At 64.3% G+C, this 25,236-nt stretch carries 24 protein-coding genes; 10 read left to right on the forward strand and 14 right to left on the reverse strand.

Annotation, left to right across the window (positions count from 1 at the left end; genetic code table 11):
• Positions 1 to 14 precede the first annotated feature (14 nt).
• Positions 15 to 1,214: an MFS transporter gene (locus tag KHO53_RS21305; protein WP_213571244.1), complete on the forward strand. Its 1,200-nt coding sequence runs from the start codon at positions 15 to 17 to the stop codon at positions 1,212 to 1,214.
• A gap of 66 nt (positions 1,215 to 1,280) precedes the next feature.
• Positions 1,281 to 3,641 (forward strand): DNA polymerase II, encoded by a 2,361-nt coding sequence (locus tag KHO53_RS21310; protein WP_213570780.1) that lies wholly within the window; start codon positions 1,281 to 1,283, stop codon positions 3,639 to 3,641.
• Between the two features lie 594 nt (positions 3,642 to 4,235).
• On the opposite strand, the gene KHO53_RS21315 is transcribed toward KHO53_RS21310, so the two are convergent.
• Positions 4,236 to 4,739 carry an anthrone oxygenase family protein gene (locus KHO53_RS21315; RefSeq protein ID WP_213570781.1) on the reverse strand — a complete coding sequence of 168 codons (504 nt, stop codon included), beginning with the start codon at positions 4,737 to 4,739 and terminating at the stop codon, positions 4,236 to 4,238.
• 223 nt (positions 4,740 to 4,962) lie between these two features.
• On the opposite strand from KHO53_RS21315, the gene KHO53_RS21320 reads away from it, so the two are divergent.
• Positions 4,963 to 5,544: a DUF4174 domain-containing protein gene (locus KHO53_RS21320; protein ID WP_213570782.1), complete on the forward strand. Its 582-nt coding sequence runs from the start codon at positions 4,963 to 4,965 to the stop codon at positions 5,542 to 5,544.
• A gap of 3 nt (positions 5,545 to 5,547) precedes the next feature.
• On the opposite strand, the gene KHO53_RS21325 is transcribed toward KHO53_RS21320, so the two are convergent.
• The 4 genes from KHO53_RS21325 to KHO53_RS21340 all read right to left on the reverse strand — a co-directional run bounded on the left by KHO53_RS21325 (position 5,548) and on the right by KHO53_RS21340 (position 9,435).
• A complete protein-coding gene (locus KHO53_RS21325; protein WP_213570783.1) occupies positions 5,548 to 6,756 on the reverse strand; it encodes a GNAT family N-acetyltransferase in 1,209 nt (402 codons plus the stop codon).
• A 42-nt stretch (positions 6,757 to 6,798) separates the two neighbouring features.
• Positions 6,799 to 7,902 (reverse strand): polyamine ABC transporter substrate-binding protein, encoded by a 1,104-nt coding sequence (locus KHO53_RS21330; protein WP_213570784.1) that lies wholly within the window; start codon positions 7,900 to 7,902, stop codon positions 6,799 to 6,801.
• A gap of 35 nt (positions 7,903 to 7,937) precedes the next feature.
• Complete coding sequence (locus tag KHO53_RS21335; protein WP_100782225.1) at positions 7,938 to 8,753, reverse strand: carbon-nitrogen hydrolase family protein; 816 nt, start codon at positions 8,751 to 8,753, stop codon at positions 7,938 to 7,940.
• Between the two features lie 94 nt (positions 8,754 to 8,847).
• Entirely contained in the window at positions 8,848 to 9,435 is a 588-nt protein-coding gene (locus tag KHO53_RS21340; RefSeq protein WP_213570785.1) for an SMI1/KNR4 family protein, read from the reverse strand.
• 259 nt (positions 9,436 to 9,694) lie between these two features.
• Between KHO53_RS21340 and KHO53_RS21345 the strand changes: the two genes are divergently transcribed.
• The 3 genes from KHO53_RS21345 (at position 9,695) to KHO53_RS21355 (ending at position 13,690) form a co-directional block, all read left to right on the forward strand.
• Positions 9,695 to 10,228 carry a sigma-70 family RNA polymerase sigma factor gene (locus KHO53_RS21345; protein ID WP_036996038.1) on the forward strand — a complete coding sequence of 178 codons (534 nt, stop codon included), beginning with the start codon at positions 9,695 to 9,697 and terminating at the stop codon, positions 10,226 to 10,228.
• Positions 10,228 to 11,190, forward strand: coding sequence for a FecR domain-containing protein (locus tag KHO53_RS21350; protein ID WP_213570786.1), 963 nt, complete (start codon positions 10,228 to 10,230; stop codon positions 11,188 to 11,190). Before KHO53_RS21345 ends, KHO53_RS21350 begins: the two co-directional genes overlap by 1 nt.
• 100 nt (positions 11,191 to 11,290) lie before the next feature.
• Positions 11,291 to 13,690, forward strand: coding sequence for a TonB-dependent siderophore receptor (locus tag KHO53_RS21355; RefSeq protein ID WP_213570787.1), 2,400 nt, complete (start codon positions 11,291 to 11,293; stop codon positions 13,688 to 13,690).
• A 94-nt stretch (positions 13,691 to 13,784) separates the two neighbouring features.
• On the opposite strand, the gene KHO53_RS25805 is transcribed toward KHO53_RS21355, so the two are convergent.
• Together KHO53_RS25805 and KHO53_RS21365 are read right to left on the reverse strand one after the other, a co-directional pair.
• On the reverse strand, positions 13,785 to 14,306 hold the full coding sequence (locus KHO53_RS25805) for a methylated-DNA--[protein]-cysteine S-methyltransferase (RefSeq protein WP_010221764.1): 522 nt from the start codon (positions 14,304 to 14,306) through the stop codon (positions 13,785 to 13,787).
• A 13-nt stretch (positions 14,307 to 14,319) separates the two neighbouring features.
• Positions 14,320 to 14,877: a helix-turn-helix domain-containing protein gene (locus tag KHO53_RS21365; protein ID WP_010221765.1), complete on the reverse strand. Its 558-nt coding sequence runs from the start codon at positions 14,875 to 14,877 to the stop codon at positions 14,320 to 14,322.
• A gap of 96 nt (positions 14,878 to 14,973) precedes the next feature.
• Between KHO53_RS21365 and KHO53_RS21370 the strand changes: the two genes are divergently transcribed.
• Positions 14,974 to 15,897 carry a DMT family transporter gene (locus tag KHO53_RS21370; RefSeq protein WP_213570788.1) on the forward strand — a complete coding sequence of 308 codons (924 nt, stop codon included), beginning with the start codon at positions 14,974 to 14,976 and terminating at the stop codon, positions 15,895 to 15,897.
• Between the two features lie 18 nt (positions 15,898 to 15,915).
• Here the strand turns inward: KHO53_RS21370 and KHO53_RS21375 are convergent, their stop codons facing one another.
• The 3 genes from KHO53_RS21375 to KHO53_RS21385 all read right to left on the reverse strand — a co-directional run bounded on the left by KHO53_RS21375 (position 15,916) and on the right by KHO53_RS21385 (position 19,363).
• Positions 15,916 to 16,602 carry a TIGR04211 family SH3 domain-containing protein gene (locus tag KHO53_RS21375; RefSeq protein ID WP_213570789.1) on the reverse strand — a complete coding sequence of 229 codons (687 nt, stop codon included), beginning with the start codon at positions 16,600 to 16,602 and terminating at the stop codon, positions 15,916 to 15,918.
• A 182-nt stretch (positions 16,603 to 16,784) separates the two neighbouring features.
• Positions 16,785 to 18,158, reverse strand: a complete 1,374-nt coding sequence (gene ppnN / locus KHO53_RS21380; protein WP_010221769.1) for a nucleotide 5'-monophosphate nucleosidase PpnN — start codon at positions 18,156 to 18,158, stop codon at positions 16,785 to 16,787.
• An 86-nt stretch (positions 18,159 to 18,244) separates the two neighbouring features.
• Positions 18,245 to 19,363, reverse strand: coding sequence for a DmpA family aminopeptidase (locus KHO53_RS21385; RefSeq protein ID WP_213570790.1), 1,119 nt, complete (start codon positions 19,361 to 19,363; stop codon positions 18,245 to 18,247).
• Positions 19,364 to 19,529: 166 nt separating this feature from the next.
• Here KHO53_RS21385 and KHO53_RS21390 point away from each other — a divergent pair, with 166 nt between their 5' ends.
• Together KHO53_RS21390 and KHO53_RS21395 are read left to right on the forward strand one after the other, a co-directional pair.
• Positions 19,530 to 20,321 carry a helix-turn-helix transcriptional regulator gene (locus KHO53_RS21390; RefSeq protein WP_213570791.1) on the forward strand — a complete coding sequence of 264 codons (792 nt, stop codon included), beginning with the start codon at positions 19,530 to 19,532 and terminating at the stop codon, positions 20,319 to 20,321.
• Positions 20,322 to 20,324: 3 nt separating this feature from the next.
• Complete coding sequence (locus KHO53_RS21395; RefSeq protein ID WP_010221772.1) at positions 20,325 to 20,948, forward strand: glutathione S-transferase family protein; 624 nt, start codon at positions 20,325 to 20,327, stop codon at positions 20,946 to 20,948.
• 196 nt (positions 20,949 to 21,144) lie between these two features.
• On the opposite strand, the gene ampC is transcribed toward KHO53_RS21395, so the two are convergent.
• A complete protein-coding gene (ampC, locus tag KHO53_RS21400) occupies positions 21,145 to 22,299 on the reverse strand; it encodes a class C beta-lactamase (protein ID WP_213570792.1) in 1,155 nt (384 codons plus the stop codon).
• Between the two features lie 131 nt (positions 22,300 to 22,430).
• Here ampC and KHO53_RS21405 point away from each other — a divergent pair, with 131 nt between their 5' ends.
• Positions 22,431 to 23,306, forward strand: a complete 876-nt coding sequence (locus KHO53_RS21405) for a LysR family transcriptional regulator (protein WP_213570793.1) — start codon at positions 22,431 to 22,433, stop codon at positions 23,304 to 23,306.
• Here KHO53_RS21405 and KHO53_RS21410 read toward each other — a convergent pair.
• Genes KHO53_RS21410 through KHO53_RS21420 form a run of 3 tightly spaced genes read right to left on the reverse strand, consistent with a single transcriptional unit; the run spans position 23,296 to position 25,183 of the window.
• A complete protein-coding gene (locus KHO53_RS21410; protein WP_213570794.1) occupies positions 23,296 to 24,345 on the reverse strand; it encodes an NAD(P)/FAD-dependent oxidoreductase in 1,050 nt (349 codons plus the stop codon). The two genes, KHO53_RS21405 and KHO53_RS21410, sit on opposite strands and share 11 nt — an antisense overlap.
• The gene (locus KHO53_RS21415) at positions 24,342 to 24,767 is read right to left on the reverse strand and encodes a hypothetical protein (protein WP_010221776.1); all 426 of its coding nucleotides are present in this window, start codon (positions 24,765 to 24,767) and stop codon (positions 24,342 to 24,344) included. The genes KHO53_RS21410 and KHO53_RS21415 overlap by 4 nt, the downstream gene beginning before the upstream one ends.
• A complete protein-coding gene (locus KHO53_RS21420) occupies positions 24,764 to 25,183 on the reverse strand; it encodes an LIC_13387 family protein (RefSeq protein ID WP_159388459.1) in 420 nt (139 codons plus the stop codon). The genes KHO53_RS21415 and KHO53_RS21420 overlap by 4 nt, the downstream gene beginning before the upstream one ends.
• Between the last annotated feature and the right edge of the window lie 53 nt (positions 25,184 to 25,236).

Here is a 25,236-nt window from a genome sequence, read left to right on the forward strand (position 1 = left end):
TCACCATGACTCAGATGAGTTGCACGGCGGATGGGCCCGCCGCACTGGAGCAGCCCTTGCCGGTCAGCGGCCTGCTGGCATTGGCAATGACCGGTTTTATCGCCATCCTCAGCGAAACCCTGCCGGCTGGCCTGCTCGGGCAGATCTCCAGCGGCATGCACATCAGCGAGGCCATGGCCGGGCAGATGGTCAGCGTCTATGCCCTGGGCTCGCTGCTGACCGCCATCCCGCTGGTGACCCTGACCCAGGGCTGGCGCCGGCGGCCGGTGTTGCTGCTGGCGATTATCGGCTTCCTGTTGTTCAACACGGTGACGGCCTTGTCCGGTTCCTACTGGCTGACGCTGGTCGCCCGCTTCATGACCGGCGTCGCCGCTGGCCTGGCCTGGGGCGTGATCGCCGGGCATGCGCGGCGCATGGTCAGCCCCGAGCAACAGGGCCGGGCGATGGCGGTGGCGATGATCGGCGCGCCGGTGGCCTTGTCGCTGGGCGTGCCGGCCGGTACCTGGCTGGGCGAGTTGCTGGGCTGGCGCATGACCTTTGCCCTGGTCTCGGCTGCGACCCTGGTGCTGGTGGCCTGGGTGCTGTGCAAGGTGCCGGACTTTGACGGCCACGCTCCCGGCCAACGCCCGGGCATCGCTCAGGTACTGCGCACACCCGGCGTTCTGGCGGTGTTGCTGGTGATCCTCACGTGGGTGCTGGCGCACAACGTGCTGTACACCTATATCGTGCCGTACCTGGCGTCGGTGGGGTTGGCGGCGAGTACCGGCATGGTCCTGCTGACCTTCGGTATTGCCGCATTGGCCGGTATCGGCGTGGTGGGTGCGTTGATCGACAAGCACCTGCGCAACATGGTCCTGCTGAGTTTGTTCGGCTTTGCCGTGGTGGCCCTGGTACTCGGTTTTGTCAGCCAGTCGGCCCCGCTGGTGTATCTCAGTGTTGCGCTCTGGGGCCTGACCTACGGCGGCGCGCCGACCCTGCTGCAAACCGCCAGCGCCGACGCTGCCGGGGAGGGCGCCGATGTCGCCCAGTCGATGATAGTCACGGTGTGGAACTCGGCGATTGCCGCAGGCGGCCTGCTCGGCGGCGTGCTGCTCAGCCAGTGGGGCGTGGGCAGTTTCCCCTGGGTGTTGCTGGCACTGATCGCCGTGGCCTTGCTGATTGCCGGTCGCGCCCATGGTCATGGTTTCGCACCGGGCGCACGGGTGCCGAGCTAAGTTCGGCAGGCGCCGGCCCAGACGGGTAGAATCGCTGCATACACAGGTGTTTTCGAGGTTGCAGCGGTGGAGTTACAGCAGGGCTTTGTCCTGACCCGGCATTGGCGCGATACCCCGGCGGGTACGCTTGTCGAGTTCTGGCTGGCCACCGATCAGGGCCCCCGGCGCTTGCGTCTGCCGGTGCAGACCTCGGTGGCGTTCGTCCCCGCCGAGCAGCGTGGGCAAGCCCAAGCGCTGCTGCGCGGCGAGCGCGACGTCGAGTTGCGCGCGCTGGCCCTGCGCGATTTCGAACAACGGCCGGTGCTGGGCTTGTACTGCCGCCAGCACCGCCAGTTGATCCAGCTGGAAAAACGCCTGCGCGCCGCCGGCGTGCAAATCTACGAGGCCGATGTGCGCCCGCCGGAGCGTTACCTGATGGAGCGCTTCATCACCGCGCCGGTCAGTTTCAGCGGCACGCCGGATGCCAGCGGTGTGCTGCTCGACGCCCAGCTCAAACCCGCCCCCGACTACCGGCCGACGCTCAAGCTGGTGTCGCTGGACATCGAGACCACCGAGCGCGGCGAGCTGTACTCCATCGCCCTGGAAGGTTGCGGCCAGCGCCAGGTGTACATGCTCGGCCCGGCCAACGGCAACGCCGAAGGCGTGGATTTCGACCTCGAATACTGCGACAGCCGCGCCTGCTTGCTCGAACGCCTGAACGACTGGCTGGCTGTGCACGACCCCGACGCGATCATCGGCTGGAACCTGGTGCAGTTCGACCTGCGCGTGCTGCAACACCACGCCACCGAGCTCAAGGTGCCGTTGCGCCTGGGCCGTGGCGGTGAAGCAATGGACTGGCGCGAGCACGGCAGCCGCGCGCATTTTTTTGCCGGGGCCGCCGGGCGCCTGATCATCGACGGTATCGAAGGGCTGCGTTCGGCGACCTGGAGTTTCCCCTCGTTCAGCCTGGAGAACGTCGCCCAGACCCTGCTCGGCGAAGGCAAGGCCATCGACACCCCGTACCAGCGCATGGACGAAATCAACCGCATGTTCGCCGAGGACAAGCCGGCCCTGGCCCGTTACAACCTCAAGGACTGCGAACTGGTCACACGGATTTTCGCCAAGACCGAACTGCTGACCTTCCTGCTCGAACGGGCCACGGTTACCGGCTTGCCGGCTGACCGCAGCGGCGGCTCGGTGGCGGCGTTCTGTCATTTGTACATGCCCCTGATGCACCGCCAGGGCTTCGTCGCGCCCAACCAGGGCGAGCGCCCGGAGGAGGCCAGCCCCGGCGGCTTCGTCATGGACTCGCGGCCGGGGCTGTACGAGTCGGTGCTGGTGCTCGACTACAAGAGCCTGTATCCGTCGATCATCCGCACCTTCCTGATCGACCCGCTAGGGCTGATCGAAGGCCTGCGCGAGCCGGGCGACGCGACCTCGGTGCCGGGCTTTCGCGGTGCGCGCTTTTCCCGTACCCGGCATTGCCTGCCGGCGATTGTCGAGCGGGTCTGGCAGGGCCGCGAGATGGCCAAGCGCGAGCACAATGCGCCGCTTTCCCAGGCGCTGAAGATCATCATGAACGCCTTTTACGGTGTGCTCGGTTCCAGTGGCTGCCGCTTCTTCGACCCGCGCCTGGCCTCATCGATCACAATGCGCGGCCACGAGATCATGCGCCGTACCCGTGAGCTGATCGAGGCCCAGGGGTATGCGGTGATCTATGGCGACACGGACTCCACGTTCGTCTGGCTCAAGCGTGCCCATGACGAGGCGGATGCGGCGCGCATCGGCCGCGAGCTGGTGCAGCAGGTCAACCAGTGGTGGCGCGAGCACCTGCGCGACAGTTATGGCCTGGACAGCGCCCTGGAGCTGCAGTACGAGACCCACTACAAGCGCTTTCTGATGCCGACCATTCGCGGCGCCGAGGAGGGCAGCAAGAAGCGTTATGCCGGCTTGGTGCAACGTGGCGAGGGCGTCGAGGAGATGATTTTCAAGGGCCTGGAAAGCGTGCGCACCGACTGGTCGCCGCTGGCCCGGCAGTTTCAGCAGGAACTGTACGAGCGGATCTTCAAGCGTCAGCCGTATCAACAGTATTTGCGTGAATACGTGCGCAAGACCTTGGCGGGTGAGCAGGATGAGCTGTTGATCTACCGCAAGCGCCTGCGCCGGCCGCTGGCCGACTACCAGCGCAATGTGCCGCCGCATGTGCGCGCAGCGCGCATGGCTGATGACTTCAATGACCGTCAGGGCAGGCCGCGGCAGTATCAGAATGGCGGCTGGATCAGCTACGTGATTACCGTGGCGGGGCCGGAACCTTTGGAGACGCGGCATTCGGCGATCGATTACGACCACTACCTGACCCGTCAGTTGCAGCCGGTGGCGGATGCGATCCTGCCGTTCGTGGAGGACGACTTCACGGCGTTGATCGATCGGCAGATGGGCTTGTTCTAGCCGGACCTGCATGCACTGACCCTGTGTGGCTTGCCGGCGATGAGGCCGGTGCAGGCAGCACATCAGGGGTTGACTGGATTGCGACCGCTGCGCGCTTGATCGCCGGCAAGGCCTGCTCCCACAGGTCCGGCGCTTGCCGGTGATGAGGCCGGTGCAGCCAGCACATCAGGGGTTGACTGGGTTGCGACCGCTGCGCGCTCGATCGCAGGCAAAGCCAGCTCCCACAGGTCCGGCGTGCACAGATCTACTGTGGGAGCTGGCTTGCCGGCGATGAGGCCGGTGCAGCCAGCACATCAGGGGTTGACTGGGTTGCGACCGCTGCGCGCTCGATCGCAGGCAAGGCCTGCTCCCACAGGTCCGGCGTGCACAGATCTACTGTGGGAGCTGGCTTGCCGGCGATGAGGCCGGTGCAGCCAGCACATCAGGGGTTGACTGGATTACGACCGCTGCGCGCTCGATCGCAGGCAAAGCCAGCTCCCACAGGTCCGGCGTGCACAGATCTACTGTGGGAGCTGGCTTGCCGGCGATGAGGCCGGTGCAGGCAGCAAGTCCAGGCCCGGCGTGCACAGATCTACTGTGGGAGCTGAACAGCCGCTATTGAGTCCACACTACCCGCAGCAACGCCACCATCAACCAGGCCGTGGCCGCCAGGGCGGTAATGGTGCGCACATGGTTCCAGCGGTTCCATATCCGCGCATAGGTCGGCCAGGCACTGGCCGCCTCGCTACTGGCCGGGTCCAGGCGCGCCAGGCTCTGGTTTCGCGGCACGTTGAAGAGCATGGTCACCAGCACGTTACCGAGCAGATACAGGCCGCTGCCAATGCCGATGCACAGGCTGCCCGGCAATGGCCAGCGCAACCAGGCCCAGGTCAGCAGAATCGCACAGGTAATGGCGGTGCCGAGAAACAGCGAGAGGAACAGGCGGTTGAGCACCACCTGGTTGATCGATTGCATGGCCGTCACCGCACTCTGTGCCGGAATGCGCTCCAGGGCCTGCATGACGAAGTTGGAGAAGGCGAAGAACAATCCGCCCATCAACCCGCAGCCCAGGGCGGTAACAAGGATCAGCAACAACAGCAGGGTGTCGGTAATACTCATGGTTCAGGCCTTTTTCCAGGGTGGTCGTCGGGCATGGCAGGCGGCCTTCAGCTATCCTCAGAATCGGATGACAGACCTTTCGGTGTGCATCCAAGGTCGCACTTGGTAATCGGAAGTTACCTTTGCCTTGCCCACTCATCTGGCCCTGTAGTTTAGGCTCGCAACCCGGATCTTTCGTCGCGATTTGTAGTCTTTGTTGCATGGAAATAGAAAGGAGATGCGCATGCTTGTTCGGTCACTGACCCTCGCCGCCTTGCTGGCCATTGTCGCCGGTCCCGCCCTCGCTGCCGATAGCGATGACCCCTTGGGCCAGGAGCTGTACAAGACCCGCGCCTTGGTTGTGCTTGCCCCCAGTACCGCTGACCCGACCCTTCGCGCGTTGAACAAAGCCCTTGAAGACCCGGCCACCAAGGCTGCCTTCGAGGAGCGCAAGCTGGTGCTGTACAGCGTCGCCGGCATGATCGGCAAGCGTGATGACAAGTTTCTGGATCAACAGGCGACCATGGCCCTGATCCGCAAGTTCAAGTTCAGCGCCCGGGATACGATGGTCACCCAGGTAGTACTGGTGGGCAAGGACGGCGAGCTGCACCGGATCGAACACACCGGCATCCTCGAGCCCAAGGCGATTTACGATGCGGTCGACCAGTTGCCGGCAGCGGAAAAAGCCATCGTGCCGCCGACCGTTGCCGATTTGAAGGAGGACGCCACCAAGGGCAAAGAGGTCAAGCCCGGCAAGGACGGCAAACCCGCCAAGCCGGCCAAGCCGGCACCACCACCCAAACCGCCGAAGCCGCTGGAGGATTGAGGTTCAACCAGAAGCGTTCAGACGTACAAAGAATGCTGTGTTGAATGCGCCGAGCTGTTCGAGGAACTGTTCGGCGCTGGCTTCGGGTTGATAGGCGTGACGCAAAAAGAATTCGACCTCAGCGGCCAGTTGCGGACAAGCAATACGTAACTGGTCAGCATGATCCTCCAGGGTCAGCGGCCACGAAGGGTCCTTGTCACTTCGCAGCATGTTGCCGGCCCGCAATGCCTTGCGTGAGGCTTCCCGTTGCAGCCGGCGCAGCGTGTCTGCGTCGCCCGCATCGGCGATACCCTCGGCATATCGCTTAAATGCAGCCTGCAGGTCGGCATTGACTGCCCGCGCGATGGCTGGTGAAGGCTTGAATGGCGCGAAGCACTGGGCGAGGTCTTCGCCCCAGATACAGCGGCAGTGATGCTTTAGCCAGTAACCCCAACTGTTGCGGTGTTCCTCGGCCAGTACCTGGTCACGGGTGCCGATGTCGAAATCGATCTTGCTCACCAGTGGGTGCCGGTTCTGCAGCTCACCTCTGACCCGTTCAAGCTGCTGCAGGTCATTGGCGTTGGGGCAATGGTTGAGTATCAGGGTCACGTCCAGGTCCGATTCACCTTCGCGGGCATCGCCACGGGCAACGCTGCCGTAGAGGTAAATGCCACCGAGCAGCGTATGGCATCGGTTTTCGAGGGTGCGGCAGAGATCGTCGAGCACAGGCCGGTAGGCGGGTTGTAGCGCTATCGGCGCAAGCGTGAGGATAGCGCCGTTGGCATCCACCCCACCGATGTACTTCTCCATGAACACCCGCTGGAAACCCTGATCGACGGCGCGATGGGTTTCGCGATACCCAAGCGCTTGATACAGCCCCAGGTTCTCCGCCATCGCCTGGTTGGTGTACAGGCGAATCCGCGGCAATCCCAGCTGGCGGGCGCGGGCTTCGGCATGCTCGATCAGCTGGCGGCCATGACCGCGGCCCTGGGCTTCGGGATGCACCGCGATATTGTCGAGGAGCATTGTCTGCGCTTCGACGATCAACACCAGCAGACCCACTACCTGTCCCTGGTCTTCCAGCACCTGAAGCTGCCGGCGGGTGACCAACTGCGCGTAGTCTTCCAGCATCGGGCCGGGCTTGGCGCCGATGCGGGCGATGTAGGGGCTGTAGGCCGCCTCGATCAGGGCATCGATGGCGGGCAGGTCTTCAGTGGAGGCCAGGCGGATCATGCAGCGAGTCCTTGGGCGAGCGTGCGGTTCACTACGCTAACACTAACTCCCGGTCTTGACCTTGCTCCACACCCGGGTGCGGATGCGCTCGTATTTGAGTGGCAGCGGCTCCAGGGCGAACAGGGTATCGAGCACCGCCTGGGGCGGGTACACCGACGGGTTGTCGCGGATCTTCGCTTCTACCAGCGGTGCGGCGTCCTTGTTGGCGTTGGGGTAGCCAAGGTAGTTGGTCGAGGCAGCGATCACCTCGGGGCGCAACATGTAGTTGATAAAGGCCAGGCCTTGCTGCGGGTTGGGCGCGTCTTTGAGCAGCACCATGCTTTCGAGCCAGAACGGCGCACCTTCGCGGGGAATGCTGTAGCGGATGTCGCGGCCATTCCTGGCGTTGTCGGCGGCAAGTCTTGCGTCAAACACCCCGCCGGACCAGCCCAGCACCACGCAGACATTGCCGTTGGCCAAGTCCGAGATAAAGCGCGAGGAGTCGAAGTAGGCGATATGCGGGCGCACCTTGAGCAGCAGCGCTTCGGCCTTGCGGTAGTCCTCGGGGTTCTTGCTGTTGTAGGGCAAGCCCAGGTAATGCAGGGCGATGGGGATGATCTCGTTGGGCGCATCGAGCATGGCCACGCCGCAGTCGGCCAGCTTGGCGATGTTTTCTTCCTTGAAGATCAGGTCCCAGGAGTTGAGCGGTGCGGCATCGCCCAGGCGCGCCTTGACCTTGTCGACGTCATACCCCAGGCCTGTGGTGCCCCATAAATACGGAGCAGCGAAGCGGTTGCCGGGGTCGTTGTTCTGCAGTTTGGCGAGGATCTGTGGGTCCAGGTGCGGCAAGTTGGGCAACTGGCTGCGGTCGAGCTCGGCCAGCACCCCGGCCTTGATCAGGTTGGGCAGCAGGTCGCCGCTGGCAAATACCACGTCATAGCCACTGCGCCCGGCCATCAGCTTGCTCTGCATCACATCGCTGTTGTCGAACACGTCATACACCGGGGCTATGCCCGAGGCCTGCTGAAATTCCTTGGTGGTGTTGGGGGCGATGTAGTCGTACCAGTTGTAGATGTGCACGCTGGGTGCGCTGCTTTCGGCGGCCTGGGCGACGGCGACGTTGAGCAGCGCGGCGAGTACCAGGGGGATAGGGCGGGTCGACTTCATGGGGCTCTCCGGGCTCTTGTTGTAAGGGATAGCGCTCAGGGGATCAGCAGTTCGCGGCGCCCGTCAGGGTGTTCGATGCGTTGGCCGGGCAGTTGCAGGCGCCGGTCGGCCAGGTAGTCGTAGGCGCGGCGGGCGTGTTCGAGTTGTTGCAGGTCCAGCTCGATGACCTGCCGGCAGGCCTCGCGCCCGGCTTCGAACAGCAGGCGTCCGTGCGGGTCGACCACCGCGCTGGCGCCGGCGAATACCAGGCCGTCATCGCCTGGGCCGACGCGGTTGACCATCAACGCAAAGGCCTGGTTTTCCTGGGCGCGGGCCATGATCGCAGTGCGGTGCACAGGGCCGTAGGGGTCCATGTTGCCGTTGCTGACCACGATCAGGTCGACGCCCAGTTGCGCCAGGGCGCGGCTGCTTTCCGGCAGCTCGATGTCGTAGCAGATCAGCAGGCCGATGCGCAGGCCTTTCCAGGTGGTTGTGGCGTAGCGATCGCCGGGCATGAACAGGCCGCGCTCCGAGGGCCACAGGTGGGTCTTGCGGTAGCGCAGGGCAATGCCCTCGGGGGTCAGCAGCAGCGAGGTGTTGTAGTAGCGGCCGTCGGCCTTTTCGGCCAGACCGATCACCACCGCGACATCGCGTTCACGCACTGCCTGCAGCACGGCCCGGACGCTGGGGCCATCCACGGCTTCAGCGACCTCGGGCAATTGCGCGGCGCTGGCAAAGCCCATCAGCTGGGTTTCCGGGAACACCAGCAAGTCGCTGTCGGCCGCGCAACCGGCGATGGCCTCAAGGGTACGTTGCAGGTTATAGGCGGTATCGCCGTCGCGGCCGGCGAGTTGTATCAGTTCGATCTTCATCGGGGTTCCTTGCGTAGGGCTGGAACCGAGTATGCGGCGCGACGGCGTGGGCGGTAATCACGTTGATGGAGTAACCCTGAATGGGTAATGGCGCTCAGATCTCCCGTTCAACAAAGGCGAAGTCGTCGTCGATCAACTGCTGCAGATACTGATCGAAGCTGTCGGCAATCACTTCATAGCTGTCGGGGTCGTGCAGGTAGCGCAGCACCTGGCCGACGGTGCCGCCGGCGGCGGGGTTGAAGTCGATGTACAGCTTCGAGGTGCCGCCATTGTTCATGCAGTGGGAGAAGCACAGGCGCTGGTTCATGCCCAGGTCGATGTCGATGCCCGGGCCGACGGTTTCCGGGTATTCGTCCAGGTAATCGCCGTAGATGCCGCGAATGCTGTCGGTGTAACCCCTGGCGTCTTCGAGGATCTGTGCGGCGGCGCTGAGGAAGTAGGGGTACTCGAACACGTCCGAGCCGAGGATCAGGACGATGACCGTGCCGCCTGGGTAGGCTCGGAAATGGGTCCCGTCGATATGGTCGAGCAGTTCCAGCAGGCTGGCGGGGCATAGCGGGTAACGCTCAGTGAGCGTCTGCAGGCCTTCGGCCGAAGCGCCATGGGCAAGGTTCAACTGCTCAAGTGACTCGCTTGGCAGCGCCTGACGCAGGCCGGTGAGGTAGGTGGTGACGAGGGACATGAGGGGCGGTTCCTTCCTGAAAGAGCACAGATGATAGCCAGGCTGACGTAAATTCACCGGGATTGCGAGCGCTGCGCGCTCGATCGCGGGCAAGGCCCGCTCCGACAGGGTCGGCGCCGCTCTCAGGGTTTGTGAAAAAACTGTGGGAGCTGGCTTGCCAGCGATGAGGCCGGTGGGCCAGCTTGAGTGCGGCGCTCTTCCAACGCCTTCTATCATTCGCATAGAATGATATAAATTCTCATTTGCTCTTCGAGTCGCCATGACCGATTCCAACCCCGCCCTGCGCCAGCAGGTCAGCCACCTCTACCAGGCTCATCACCGCTGGCTGACCGGCTGGCTGCGGCCGCGGGTGGAATGCCAGGACCTGGCCGCCGACCTGATGCAGGACGTGTTCGTCCGCGTGCTCAGCGCCGACGATGCCAGTGACCGCCTGCGCGCCGTGCGTGAACCTCGTGGCTACTTGGCGACCATCGCCCGGCGGCTGATGATCGACCACTTTCGCCGCGCGCGGCTGGAACGCGCCTGGCTGCAAGCGCTGGCCGAGCAGCCCGAAGCCCTGGATATCTCTGCCGAAGGCCGGGCCATCTTGCTGGAAACCCTCTGCGAGCTGGACGCCATGCTCGCGGGCCTCGGCGCCCGGGTGCGCAAGGCCTTTCTGCTGTCGCAACTCGATGGCATGACCTACAAGGCCATCGCCCAAACCCTCGGCATCTCGGTGGTCACGGTCAACCGCGACATCGCCAAGGCCCTGCACCATTGCACGCTGTACAGCCTGCAGCACGAGGCCGACTGATGGCCGCCCTGGACTCGCGTCAACTCGCCGCCCTCGAGCAGGCCGCCGCCTGGCGTGCGCGCCTCGGTGACGAAAGCGCCGGCAATGCCGAGCAAGCCGCCTGGCACGCCTGGATGCAGGCCGACGAGCAGCACCGCTGGGCCTGGCAGCAGGTCGAACGGGTGCAGCAACGCCTGCAGCAAATGCCCACGCGCCTGGCCGGACGCACGCTGGAGCTGGCCGGCCAGCAGCCGGCGATGGGCCGGCGCGGTGTACTCAAGGGGCTGGTCCTGGTCGCCGGTGCCGGCGGGCTGGGCTGGGCCGGTTACCAGCAGGGGCGCCAAGGCCCCTGGTTCGCCGACTACCACACCCGCACCGGCGAACGCCTAAGCCTGACCCTGGACGATGGCAGCCAGGTCCAGCTCAACACCGCCAGCGCCCTGGATGTACGTTTCGACCCTCAGCAGCGTTTGCTGGTGCTGCGCGACGGCGAGGTGCTGATCACTACCGCCAAGGACCCGGCCAATCGACCCTTCCTGGTACGAACCCGCCACGGCACGCTGCAGGCGCTGGGCACGCGCTTCTCGGTGCTGGCCAGCGAAAACACCACGCGCCTGGCCGTGTTCGAAAGCCGCGTGCGGGTGCTGCCGGGCGAGCAGGGTGGCGGAGCGCTGCTGGAGGCCGGTGAGCAATGCCGTTTCGCCAACCCGGCGTTGGTGCTCAGTTCGCCACTGGAAACCAACCTGGACGCCTGGAGCGAAGGCCTGCTGATCGCCAACGAGCAGTACCTTGGGGCGTTTGTCGCCGAGCTGGCGCGCTACCGCCGCGGCTGGTTGCGCTGTGCGCCGGAGGTGGTGGGGCTGCGCATCAGCGGCACCTTCAGGCTCGACGACCAGGCGCAGATTTTCCGCGCCCTGGAAAGCACGCTGCCGGTGCGGGTCAGCCTGCGCACGCCGTACTGGGTGACGGTGCAGGCCCGTTAGCTAAAGTATTTTTCATGCAAATGATATTAATTCGTCTTGTCGTTCGACTTATGGGAGGCAGGCCCACTGCCTGAATGCCAACCAGAAGAGAACGCATCGAATGAGAACCCGCCGGATTCACCACGCCCTGCGCTGTTGCGCGTTGTTGTTGCCTTTGAGCATGACCCAGGCCGAAGCGGCCACGCGTACCTACGACCTGGCGCAGGATGATCTGGGTCAGGTGCTGACCCGCTTTGCCGCCGAGGCTGGAGTGGTGCTGTCGTTTGACCCGGCGCTGACCCAGGGCCAGCGCAGCGAAGGCCTGCATGGCCAGTACGGGGTCGAGGAGGGCCTGCGTGCCTTGCTCGCCAGCAAGGGCCTGGCGGTGATCAAGGAAGCGGACGGGCGCTACAGCCTGGTACGGGAAGTGAGCGAGGCGGGCGCGATCAACCTCAGCGCCACAGAGGTTACCAGCAACCAGTTGGGTACCATTACCGAGGAGAGCCATTCCTACACCCCCGGCACCATCGCCACGGCCACGCGTTTGGTACTGACGCCCCGTGAAACGCCGCAATCGATCACCGTGGTGACTCGCCAGCACATGGATGATTTTGGCCTGAACAACATCGACGACGTGATGCGCCATACGCCGGGCATCACCGTCTCGGCCTATGACACCGAGCGCAACAGCTACTACGCACGCGGCTTTGCCATCAACAACTTCCAGTACGACGGCATTCCCTCGACCTCGCGCAACGTCGGTTACTCGGCCGGCAACAGCCTCAGCGACATGGCCATCTACGACCGCGTCGAAGTGCTCAAGGGCGCTACCGGATTGCTGACCGGTGCAGGCTCGCTCGGCGCGACCATCAACCTGGTGCGCAAAAAGCCCACCGCCGAGTTCAAGGGCCACTTCACCCTCGGTGCCGGCAGTTGGGACAACTACCGCAGCGAGCTGGACGTCAGCGGCCCGTTGACCGACAGCGCCAATGTGCGTGGCCGGGCGGTGGCGGCCTATCAGGACAAGCATTCGTTCCTTGATCACTACCAGCGTAAGACCAGCGTCTATTACGGCATTCTCGAATTCGACCTCGACCCCGACACCTTGCTGACCGTCGGCGCCGACTACCAGGACAATAACCCCAAAGGCTCCAGCTGGTCGGGCACCGTGCCGCTGTTCGATGGCAATGGTGACACCAACAATGTCTCGCACCATTTCAACAACGCGGCGAAATGGAGCAGCTGGGAGCAGTACACCCGCACGGTGTTCGCCAGCCTCGAACATCATCTGGACAGCGGTTGGGTGGCCAAGGCCCAGCTCGATCACAAGATCAACGGCTACCACGCGCCGCTTGGCTCGATCCAGGGCTACCAGCCGCGCAAGGACGGCACCGCCGGTATCTATGCACAGAAGTACACCGGCGAAACCGTCAGCAACTCCCTCGACCTGTACCTGAGCGGGCCGTTCCAGTTGTTCGGCCGCGAGCATGAGCTGGTGATCGGCAACTCCTTCACCGCCTCGCGCTGGAAGGGCAACGACTACCGCAATGTCACCCATGCCAACAACAACATCGCGGACTTCCCCAACTGGGACGGCGACATTGCCGAACCCGACTGGGGCCCGGTGGCGGCGCGCACCGACGACAAGGTGCGCCAGAACGGCACCTACCTCACAGCCCGCCTGCACCCGACCGACGACCTGACCCTGCTGCTCGGCGGGCGCCTGGTCAACTACAGCTACGACGGGATCGAGGACAACAACAAGGAAAACGACCGCCTGGTGCCGTACCTTGGCGCGGTCTATGACCTCAACGACACCTACTCGCTGTACGCCAGCTACACCGATATCTTCATGCCCCAGGACGCCTGGTTCCGTGACCGTACCAACCGCCTGCTGGACCCGGACGAAGGGCAGAACTACGAACTGGGTCTGAAGGGGGAATTCCTTGACGGCCGGGTCAACGCCAGCCTTGCCTATTTCGAGATCCATGAGAGCAATCGTACGGTCGAGGACAACCCGTACAACGGCAACCCGACCAACCCCGACGTGGCCTTCGCCTGGATGGGCGTGAAAGCCAAGACCAAGGGCTTCGAGGCCGAAGTCTCGGGTGAGCTGGCGCCGGGCTGGCAATTGCAGGCGGGTTACACCCATAAAGTGATTCGCGATGACGATGGCCAGAAGGTTTCGACCTGGGAGCCGCAAGACCAGGTCAGCTTCTACACCAGCTACAAGCTCAAGGGCGCACTGGAGCGGCTGACCGTCGGCGGTGGTGCGCGTTGGCAGGGCAAGGGCTGGCAGGTGCTGCACAATCAGCCCAAGGACATCGACCAGGAGTTCGCCCAGGACCCGTTCTGGCTGGTGGACCTGATGGCCCGCTACCAGATCACCGACAGCCTGTCGGCAACAGTCAATGCCAATAACCTGTTCGATAAACGTTATTACACCAATATCGGTTTCTATAATTCGATGTCTTATGGTGACCCGCGCAACTTGATGTTGACCACACGCTGGGATTTTTGACTGTTAGTAGGGTGCCTGCCACTCCCGCAGCAAATCTGTGTACGCCGTACCTGTGGGAGCTGGCTTGCCAGCGATGAGGCCGGTTCAGCCAACATCAGCCGTCGTCTGAATTGCGACGTTCGTGCTCCAGCAACCAGCGCTTGCGTTCAATACCGCCACCATAGCCGGTCAGCGCGCCGTTGCTGCCGACCAGCCGATGGCAGGGGATGGCCAGGCTCACCGGATTCAGCGCATTGGCCAGGCCCACCGCCCGCGCGGCTGCGGGGTTGCCGAGCTGTGCGGCGATCTGCCCGTAGGTGCGGGTGCTGCCCACCGGGATGGCTCGTAACGCCGCCCAGACGCGCTGCTGGAACGGGGTGCCGCCAGCGTCAATGGGCACTGCATCAAACGCCTGCAATTGGCCCGTGCAGTAGGCCTGCACGGCATCGGCGAGCGCCGCCAGCCCCGCGGTTTCACGCAACTGCACGCCTGTGCCGAAGCGGGTACGCAGCAGCCGCAGCAGGCGTTTTTCGGGCGCATCGAATTCCAGTGCCAACAGTTGCTGGCCGTCACTGACGATCAGCACCTGGCCCATCGGCGCCGGCAAGTGCAGGCGGCGCAGCAGCAATTCGCTCATGGGCAGTCCTCGTTCAGGCGTGTTCGATCAGCATCACGGCCAGGGTGTCGGCGTCCAGCGCGTCGAACAGATGCGGGGTATCGGCCGAATAGCTCATGTAGTCGCCGGCCGCCAGCGTCACCGCCTGCTCGACCGGGCCCACTCGGGCGCGGCCGTGGCACAGGATCACATGCTCAAGGGTACCCGGTGGATGCGGTTTTGACAGCCGTGGCTCACCGGGCTGCACCCGCACCCGGTAAATATCGCGCTGAGCCCCCGCCGGGCAGGCGGCGAGCAAGGTGGCGGCGTAATTGGCCTGCTCGGCGTGGCTGGCGGCGCCTTCATTGGCGCGAATCACCTGCACATGCTGGCGCGGCTGGCCCATCAGCCGGCTGACCGGCACCTGCAGCGCGCCGGCCAGGGCCCAGAGGGTTTCCAGGCTGGGGTTGCCGACCCCGGACTCCAGCTGCGACAGGGTGGACTTGGCCAGGCCTGCGCGCTTGCCCAGTTCGGTCACTGACAGGCCCAGGCGCTCACGCTCGCGGCGGATGGCGCTGGCCAGCAGGAGGATGGGGGAGTGTGCTTCGATCATGTGTTCGCTATACCGGTCAATTGTTCGTCTTGACGAACGGTTTTCATCTGTTCAGCATAACGGACCTTTGTTCGATATGACAGGAGTCAGCTCGCCATGCACCTGAAAACACGCGGCACCCTGGAGATGACCGCCGCCATGCTGATCTCCGGCACGGTTGGCTGGTTCGTCCTGGCCGCAGACCAGCCTGCGGCCGCCGTGGTGTTCTGGCGCTGCCTGTTCGGTGCGTTGGCATTACTGCTGGCCTGTGCCGGGCTGGGTTTGCTGCGGCGCGGGAGGATTAGCTGGCGCCAGGCACTGGCGGCGGCAGTCGGCGGGGTGGCGCTGGTGTTGAACTGGGTGTTGCTGTTCAGCGCCTATGGGCATGCCTCGATCGCTGTGAGCACCGTGGTCTACCACACCCAGCCGTTTATGCTGGTGGGCTTGGGGATGCTGTTGTTCGCCGAGAAGATGACCGCTAACAAAGCCAGCTGGTTGCTGGCGGCGTTCGCGGGGATGCTGCTGATCGTCATGGCCGGATCGAGCGCTGATGCTGTCGCCGGTGACTACTGTCTGGGCGTGTTAATGGCGCTGGGCGCGGCGTTTTTCTATGCGATTGCCGCCGTTATCACCAAGCGATTGCACGGTGTGGCGCCGCAATTGATCGTGCTGATCCAGATGCTGGTCGGTGTAGGGCTGCTGGCACCCTTTGCGCAGGTGCCGGGGTTGACGCGTGCGCCCGCTACCTGGGCCTGGTTGGCCACCATCGGCATCGTCCACACCGGGCTGATGTCGACCCTGCTGTACAGCGCTATCCAGAAGATCCCCACCAGCCTGGTCGGCGCCTTGTCGTTCATCTACCCGGTGGTGGCGATCCTGGTCGACTGGCTGGCCCTGGGGCACCCGTTGGGCGTGCTGCAACTGGCGGGTTCAGGGTTGATTCTGCTGGCAGCGGCGGGGATGACGTTTGGCTGGACGCTGCGGATCACGACCGCTGCGCGGCCGATCGCTGGCAAGGCCAGCTCCCACAGGGGGCGCTGAGCGTCCCAGGACTATTCCTCAGAACCACCGATCATTACGCTTACGCCCACGGCTCAAGGCCGGCAGGATCAAGCCGGCGAGCAGGCCGGCACCGGCGATGCCGCCGCCGTAGACCATATAGCGCATCAGCACCTGCTTGTTCTCGTCACCCAGGCGCGCCTGGGTGCTGCGCAGTTCCGACTGGGTATCGCCGAGCTCGGCATTCAGCGCCTTGTTGCGCGCTTCCAGCTCGTCGATCAGCGTCTTGCGCGAATCAAGCGTCTCCTGCATGCCTTGCACCCGGGTCTTCCAGCTGTCGTCGATGGTTTTCAACTGCTCGCTGAGCTGGGTCACCTGCCCGGTCAGTTGCGGCAGGCGCTCGGCCTGGCCGGGCACGGTCTGCAGGTCGCTGCTGGTGATCCACACGGTGTCGCCGGACTCGCCGCGCACCTGGCTGTAGTTGCCCTGGGTGGCCAGCAGGGTGACCTTCTGCCCGGACTTGAGGTTGCCGACGATGCGGTGGCCATCGGTGGGGCCGCTGCGCACGTAGGTGGCCAGGCTGTCGCTGACCCAGCGCTCGTTGCTGCTGGCAGCTTCTTCGGCCTGTAGCGGGGTGGCGAGGACCAATAGGGCGCCTATCAGGCTGGCCGTCAGCAGGCGGCGCGCGCCCGGGTTGGAGGAGGAAAACAGCGTGGGCGCCGCAGCAACAGGACGAGAGATAGGCATGATGGTCTTCGCGTGAAATAAACAATAAAAGCCCGATGACTGGGCCGGTGAAGAGGCGGCGTGCGCGCAGGCCGCCAGCTGAAAGACCATATTTCTGCAGGCAGGTTCACTGAGCGGGGTAGGAAAATAGCAGCAAATGTTGCGGGCACAGGCTGTGCCCGCAAACGGGGGAGGGGCTTGAATCAGCTCACGACGCGGTAGCAGGGCACGTATTCGGCACCGCCCGGCAGCTTCATCCGGTGCTGGTCGACGAACGCTTGCAGCAGGTGGCCAAGAGGTTCGAGCACAGCGCTGTCACCCTTGATTTCGTACGGGCCTTTTTCTTCGATGAGGCGGATGCCCTTGTCCTTGACGTTGCCGGCGACAATCCCGGAAAACGCCCGGCGCAGGTTGGCGGCCAGTTCGTGCGGCGGCAGTTCGCGGCTGAGCGCGAGCCCGGTCATGTTTTCGTGGGTCGGGTCGAAGGGACGCTGGAAGCCCTCTTCGATCTTCAGCAGCCAGTTGAAGTGGAAGGCGTCATTGCGCTCGCGGCGGAACTGCTTGACCTCCTTGAGCCCGTCGACCATCTGCCGGGCCACTTCGGCCGGGTCGTCGATGATGATCTGGTAATGCGCCTGCGCCGATTCGCCGAGGGTGGCACGTACGAAGGCATGCAGCTGCTGCAGGTACGGCGCCGCGCTTTTCGGCCCGGTGAGGATCACCGGGAACGGCAGGCCACGGTTGTCCGGGTGCATGAGGATGCCGAGCAGGTAGAGGAACTCTTCGGCAGTACCGGCGCCACCGGGGAAGATGATGATGCCGTGGCCGACACGCACGAAGGCTTCCAGGCGTTTTTCGATATCCGGCAGGATTACCAGCTCGTTGACGATCGGGTTGGGCGCTTCGGCGGCGATGATGCCCGGCTCGGTCAGGCCCAGGTAGCGGCTGCCGCTCATGCGCTGCTTGGCGTGGGCGATGGTCGCGCCCTTCATCGGGCCTTTCATCACGCCCGGGCCGCAGCCGGTGCAGACGTCCAGCTTGCGCAGGCCCAGCTCGTGGCCGACCTTCTTGGTGTACTGGTATTCCTCGGTGCTGATCGAGTGACCGCCCCAGCACACGACCATTTTCGGCTCCACGCCCGGGCGCAGGGTACGGGCGTTGCGCAACAGGTGGAAAACGTAGTCGGTGATACCTTGGGAGCTTTCCAGGTCGATGCGCTGGCTGGCCAGTTCGCTTTCGGTGTAGACGATATCGCGCAGGGCGCTGAAGAGCATTTCGCGGGTGCTGGCGATCATTTCGCCATCGACGAAGGCATCAGCCGGCGCGTTCAGCAGCTCCAGGCGCACGCCGCGGTCCTGCTGGTGAATGCGTACCTCGAAGTCCTTGTAGGCCTCGAGGATGGTCTTGGCGTTGTCGACATGCGCGCCGGTGTTGAGGATTGCCAGCGCGCACTGGCGGAACAGGGTGTACAGGCTGCCGGAACCGGCTTCACTCAGTTGCTGTACTTCTCGTTGAGACAGTGTTTCCAGGCTGCCTTTTGGGCTGACAGATGCATTGATGACTTCGCGTTGGGGCATTCTGGGTTTCCTGTGAGCGGGTAAACGTCCATCTTCAGAACACCACCATACCGACAAATTGTCGCAGCAACGAGTGCCTTTCGCTGTCAGGCCTTGTCAGCAGTATCTGGCGCGGCCCGCCAACCCACGGCGTGCAGGGCCTTGAGCAATTGCTCGGGCTTGAGGGCCAGCACCTTGCTGCCATGGGCCTCAAGGTCGGTGGCCGCCAGCAGGGCATTGACGATGGCTTCCTCCACGGCATCGGCCGCCGCGCTGAACAACGCCGAGATATGGTCGTTGTTGACCATCTGCACCGTGCTGGTCGGCGCCCCCGGGTGGCCGAAGTTGGCCGCCGGCAGGCTGTTGCTGGTGGAGAAGGCGATGAAGATGTCGCCGCTGGAGTCTTCGGTGCCGCCGCCGACCCGCGCCAGGCCGACACTGGCCCGTTGCGCCAGGCGCGTGCACTGGTGCGGCAGCAGCGGCGCGTCGGTGGCCAGGGTGATGACGATAGAGCCCATGCCCGGTTCGCCGACAGTGCGCGGTGCGCTAAAGGGTGAATGCACCTCCCCCAGCACCTGGCCGACCGGGTAGCCGGCTACCCGCAAGGCGCCGCGCACACCGTAGTTGGCCTGCACCAGCACGCCGACGGTCCAGCCGCCGGCCGCGCTGTCCAGTACCCGCGAAGAGGTACCGATACCGCCCTTGAATTCGTGGCAGATCATCCCGGTGCCGCCACCGACGCAACCTTCGGCCACCGGCCCCGACTGCGCCGCGCCAAGCGCTGCGTGGACATGCTCGGCAGTCACATGCTGACCCCAGATGTCGTTGAGCACGCCGTCGTAGGTTTCCAGCACCGTGGGCATGCACCAGTAGGTACGGGCCTTGCCCATCTCGCGCTCGGCCGCCACCAGCGCATCGCGGACCACGCCGACGCTGTGGGTGTTGGTGTAGGCAATCGGGGTGGTCAGCAGGCCAGCCTCGCGAATCCACTCAAGGCCAGTGGCATCACCATTGCCATTGAGCACGTGCACGCCGGCAAAGCACGGCTGCAGGCTGGCGGCCCGGGCCCGTGGCTCGATCACCGTGACCCCGGTGTTGACCGCGTTGTCGCCGCTGCCGCGCTGCACGGTGTGATGGCCGACACGCACGCCCGGTACATCGGTGATGGCGTTGAATGCGCCAGGGTTGCCCACGCCGATTCGAATGCCCAGATCACGTACACGCATTGATTCACAGCTCCTGTTGAAAGGTTTGAAGGGCCCGCAATGGCCGTTGCTCGCACAGCATGACAAGTGCTCGAGCAACGGCAATACTGCGTGCCGGTGTGCAGAGTCTAGGAACTCGACCTGCCGCTGGCGATTCCCCCCAATCGTTACCCCCTAGGAGTTACCGGTGAACCTGCTATTCGAAGCCGCCGCCCATCACCATGGCCTGGCCCGGGTCATTGACCAGCTGGGCAGGCCGGGGTTCTGGCACCAGTTGATCGTGCTGCTCGATCAACTGCTGCCTTGCGACACAGCGCTGGCCCTGCTGGTGGAGCGTGAGGGGGCGCCTGTGGTGCTGGAGGAGTTCGACCGTGGTTTTCGCAATGCGCCTGCGGCGGCACCGCTGTACCTGGGCGGCCTGTACCTGCTCGACCCGTTCATCCAGGCCATGCGCGACGGCCTGGCCGATGGCATATACCGCATGGAAGAGGTGGCGCCGGACGAGTTTCGCAAGAGCGACTACTTCAACAACTACTTTCGCGCCCTGGTCGGCGAGGACGAGCTGCAGCTGATCCTCAACCTCGACGCGGGCAAGGTCCTGGCCATTTCGTTGGGCGCCAATCAGCGCTACGACACTGCCGCCATCGGCCAGTTGACCCTGCTGACGCCGTGGCTGCTGGCGCTGATGCGCCAGCACTGGCACCAGCAGCATCCTCAGCAGGTCACAGAGCATTCGACGCCGGTGGAGCGCGCCCTGGAGCATTTTGGCAGCGACACCCTGTCGGCCCGCGAACTGGAAACGGCCCGCCTGGTGCTGCGCGGCAACTCCAGCAAGGCCATCGCCAAGCGCCTGGACATCTCCCAGGAGACGGTCAAGGTGCACCGCCGCAACCTGTACAGCAAGCTTGGGGTATCGTCCCAATCGGAGCTGTTCAGCCTGTTTTTGCAACACCTGGGACAACACGACCATCAGGAGTGAGTGATGCTACGGATACTCGGCAAGGCTTCATCGATCAACGTGCGCAAGGTGCTGTGGACCTGCGCCGAATTGCAGCTGCCGTTCGAGCGCGAAGACTGGGGCTCGGGCTTTCGCTCGACCGAGGATGAAGCGTTCCTGGCGCTGAACCCCAACGCCATGGTGCCGGTGATCGTCGACGGTGATTTCGTTTTGTGGGAGTCCAACACCATCATCCGCTACCTGGCCGGCCAGTATGGCGGTCAGCAGCTGTACCCGACCGCGCCCAGGGCGCGGGCGCGGGTCGATCAATGGATGGACTGGCAGGCCACCGACCTCAACGGTTCATGGAGCTATGCCTTTGTCTCGCTGGTGCGCAAGGCCGCGACCCACCAGGACCCGCAAGCGCTGGCGGCGGGTTGCCGCAACTGGGCGCGCAACATGACCCTCCTTGAGCGTCAGCTGGAGCGTACCGGAGCCTATGTCAGTGGCGCGGATTTCTCCCTGGCTGACATTCCCATCGGCCTGTCGGTCAACCGCTGGCTGCAGACGCCGCTGGAGCGCCCGGCGCTGCCGGCGGTCGAGGCTTACTACGATCGCCTGAGCGAACGTGAAGGCTATCGCTTGCACGGGCGCAACGGGTTGCCGTGAGGTCAACTTTAAGCACTGCGTAGGACCTGTGGGAGCCGGACTTGCCGGTGATCGAGCGCGCAGCGGTCGCAATTCAGGCAACACTGGGTGTGCTGGCTGCACCGGCTTCATCGCTGGCAAGCCAGCTCCCACAGGTCCGGCGTACACAAATCCACTGTGGGAGCGGCGGGGCGACGCCTCGACTTGCCCCGCGATTCTACTTGGCCAGAGCCGTGAGGATCCGATGCGCCACCTTCACCCGCTCGGCAATCGGGTAGTTCTTGTTCGCCAGCAGCACAATGGCGATGCGTTTTGACGGCACGAACGCTACGTAGGCACCAAAACCATCGGTCGAGCCGGTCTTGTTCAACAAGGTGTTGGCCGGCAGTGGCCGCGCCGGTTTAAGCCAGGTCACCGGCTGCGCTTGCAGCACCATGGACGGCGCATTGCCGGCTTGCAGCTGTTCCAGGCTTACCGGGTAGGCATACTGCTCCCAACCCAGGCCCTGGGTCATTTCACCGACCTGGTAGTAGCCGGTCTGCGTCGTGGCGATGGCCCGTTGCAACGGCTTGCTCAGGCTGTGCGGCTGCATGTTCAGGTCCAGGTAGTGCAAGAGGTCCACCGCCGTCACTTTCAAACCGTAGGCTTCGCCATCCAGTGGCCCGGGGCCGACACGCACCGGCTGGTCCTGCTTGTTGTACCCCTGGGCGTAGTTGCCCATCTGTGCGGCAGGCACCTGCAGGTAGCTGTGCTGCAGGCCCAGTTGCGGCAGCAGCTGTTTCTCCATCAGCTCGGCAAACGGCGTACCCAGGCTTTTTGCCGTCAGGTAGCCAAACAGGCCAAGGCTGGGGTTGGAGTACAGCCGGTGGGTGCCAGGCGCGTAGTCGGCCTTCCAGTGGCCATAGTAGCCGGGCAGGTCGGCCTCGCCCTTGACTTCATCAGGGAACTGCAAGGGCAGGCCGCCAGCACTGTAGGTGCCGAGGTTGAGCAGGGTGATGCCATCGAACGCCGTGCCTTTGAGCGCAGGCCAGTGCTTGCTGGCCGGGTCACCCAGGCTCAGCTTGGCGCTGGCCTCGGCAAAGCCTGCGAGGGTGGCGGTGAAGGTCTTGCTCACCGAACCGATCTCGAACAGGGTGTCGGCGTTCACCGCCTGGCCGCTCTGCGTCGACGCTACTCCGTAGTTAAAGTAGTGCTGCTGGCCATCGACGCTGATGGCCACGGCCATGCCGGGGATGGCCTGTTGCTGCATCAGCGGGCGCACGGCGGCGTTTACCGTGGATGCCAGCGACGTATCGGCAAGGCTTTGCCCGGTGACCAGGCTAAGGGTCAGGGCGGCCAGAATCCCTGGCCTGAGGTTGGTTTTTTGGTGCATGATCGGCAACCTTTCCATAAGTGGACTGTTGTGAGCCTGGCTGCAGCAGGGAGCGCCAATCTAGGCGTTCGGCGCAGGCTCCACAAACGATGATATTTCGCAGCAGCCATTAGAAAAATTTGGGAGTCTGCATGATCCGACCACACTTGCCCCTGAACGCCCTGCGTGCGTTCGAGGCCTCGGCCCGGCACTTGAGCTTCACCCGCGCGGCTATCGAGCTGTGCGTGACCCAGGCGGCGGTCAGCCATCAGGTCAAGAGCCTCGAAGCCCAGCTCAAGGTCACCCTGTTCAAGCGCCTGCCGCGCGGGCTTATGCTCACCAGCGAAGGCGAGACCTTGCTGCCGGTGCTGCGTGAATGCTTCGACCGCATCGCCCAGACGCTCGACTGCTTCGACGGCGGCCATTATCGCGAGGTGCTGACCGTGGGCGCGGTGGGCACCTTTGCCGTCGGCTGGCTGCTGCCGCGCCTGCCCGAGTTCCAGGCCCTGCACCCGTTTATCGATTTGCGCCTGTCGACCAACAACAACCGCGTCGATGTCGCCGCCGAAGGCCTGGACTATGCCATTCGCTTTGGCTCCGGCGCCTGGCATGGCATCGATGCGCAGCCGCTGCTGGAGGCGCCGCTGTCGGTGCTGTGTGTGCCGTCGATTGCGCTGCAGCTGCACACGCCTGCCGATCTGTTGCAACAAACCCTGCTGCGCTCCTACCGCAGCGATGAATGGACCGAATGGTTCCAGGCCGCCGGGCTGTCGGGCGTGGTGCAGCCTTCGCGGACCATGGTCTTCGATTCGTCGCTGGGGATGATGGAAGCGGCCCTGCAAGGCGCCGGCGTGGCCCTGGCACCGCCGCTGATGTTCGAACGGCTGCTGGCCAGCGATGCCATTCGCCAGCCGTTTGCCTTGAGTATCAGCACCGGTAGCTACTGGCTGACGCGCCTGCAGTCGAAGGCCGAGAGCACGGCGATGGCAGCGTTCAAAAGCTGGTTGTCGAAGGCGGCTACAGGCTGAAGCGTGAAGGCCGGCAGCCTCGCAGCTCGGGCGCAAGCTGGCCATCGATCAGCTCTTGCGCAACCAGGCGACCGACCACCGCTGCCAGGGTCACGCCCGAATGCATCACCGCCAGGTACAGCCCGCTGACAGCGGGCAAGGCCCCGATGATCGGAATGCGATCATCCGGCATGGGCCGCCAGCCAACCTCGGTGCTGATCAGTTCAAGCTCCTGGCCCCGATGCAAACTGTCCCGAATGGTATTCAGCGCCCGCTGGGCAATAGCCTCGGGGCCGTTTTCGCCGTCGGCATCAAGGTAGTCTTCGGCGGCCAGGACCTGCTCGGGCGTCGGTTGGCGGATTTCCAGATCGTTGCTGGCGATCAGGGTGTGCACCAGTCGCTCGTGTGCCCGCAGGCGGATCAGGATCGACGGCGACGGGTGCAGCGGTAATGTCACGCCCAAGGGCTGCAGCAAGGCCTTGCACTCGGTGCCGGCCGCCAGTACCAGGCGCTCGCAGGCAATCAGCCCGCCAGTCGTAACGAGTGCCGCGACGGCGCCGTCAAGGCATTCGATGGCCAGCACCTGGGTGTCGGTCAGCACGTTGGCGCCGTTGGCCTGGGCGCGCTCCAGCAGCAAACGGGTCATCGCTGGCGGGTCGATGGAGCATTCCTGCGGCGCAAACAGCGCCTGCTGCCGGGGCGCTTTGAAATGCGGCTCAAGCTGTTGCACACGAGCGGGGTCGATCGGCTCGACGCCGTCAGCAGGCGACAGCGCCTGGTTGAACGACAGCGCGCCGGTCCAGTTGATCGGCGCCGTGCCCAACTCGTTTTGCAGCCGGTGATACTCGGCAATCGCCAGGCCGCGCAGTTGGGCAAATTCGCCGGGCTGTGGCGACGTTGTGTTGAGCCAGCCAAAGGCCTGTGAGGTGACGCCCAGGCCTGCTTGGCCCTTGTCGATCACCGTCACCTGGGCATGCTTGCTCAGGTGATAGGCAATCGAGGCGCCGACGATACCGGCGCCGATCACTACGACGTTCGGGCGTTGCCGGTCGGTGGTCATTGGCGATTCTCCGGCCAGGTGGCGGTCGGGAAGTAGCTTTCCATACCGGGCTCCTTGTGCTCGACGCCGTTGCGCTGCCAGTAACAGGTCAGGCGCGCGTTGTTATCCAGGTCGCTGTGGGCCAGGCAGGTCGAGTAGTGTCCGGGCCAGGTGAAGCGCAGCACTTTCGCGCGGGCGATGGCCGCGACCTCGACCTTGCCGATGGCCGTCCGGGTCTTGCCGTCGATGGTCTTCGCCAGCACCAGTTGACCGTCCAGATAGCGCAGGGTGGCCCGGCCCGAATACGTGGCGCCGTTGTCCGGTTGTTTGCCGACCAGTGCATAAGGCCCGACCACAAAGCCGTAGAGCGGGTCCGGATAGTCTTCATCATCGGCCACGCAAGCCGTGCCGACCAGCATCAAACCCAGCAGCAACAGCCTCATAGCGGCAGGGCCTGAAGCATGACGGCACCAACAAACAGCAACAGCGCAAGGCTGATGCCGATCAGGGGAATGTTGAACCAGTAGCGCCGCGCCAGCAGCGCCATGCTCGCCAGGAACACAACCCCCAGGCCCAGCAGAAAGCCGTCACGCAGCAGCGCCTGCGGTGCTGCCAGGGCCAGGTAGCCATACACCAGGCCGAACAGCATGGCGCCCAGGCTATGGCTGGCATTGAAACCCACCCAGGCACGCCACACCGTCGTCTGCCGGGAAATCACCGGGGAGATTTTTTGCATCTGTTCGCACAGCGCCGGGTCACGCGGCTGGAACTTGTTGCTGGCGAAGGTATAGACCAGGTGCACAGTGCCCAGTAGCAGGGCGATGGCGGCGCTGGCACAGATCAGTAGTTGAGCGATCACGGGCAATCCTTTGGCAGGTGAATAAGGCGCCGCCGGTGGGCCAGCGGCGAACA

Source organism: Pseudomonas sp. RC2C2 (genome assembly GCF_018390435.1).
Taxonomy (GTDB): domain Bacteria; phylum Pseudomonadota; class Gammaproteobacteria; order Pseudomonadales; family Pseudomonadaceae; genus Aquipseudomonas; species Aquipseudomonas donghuensis.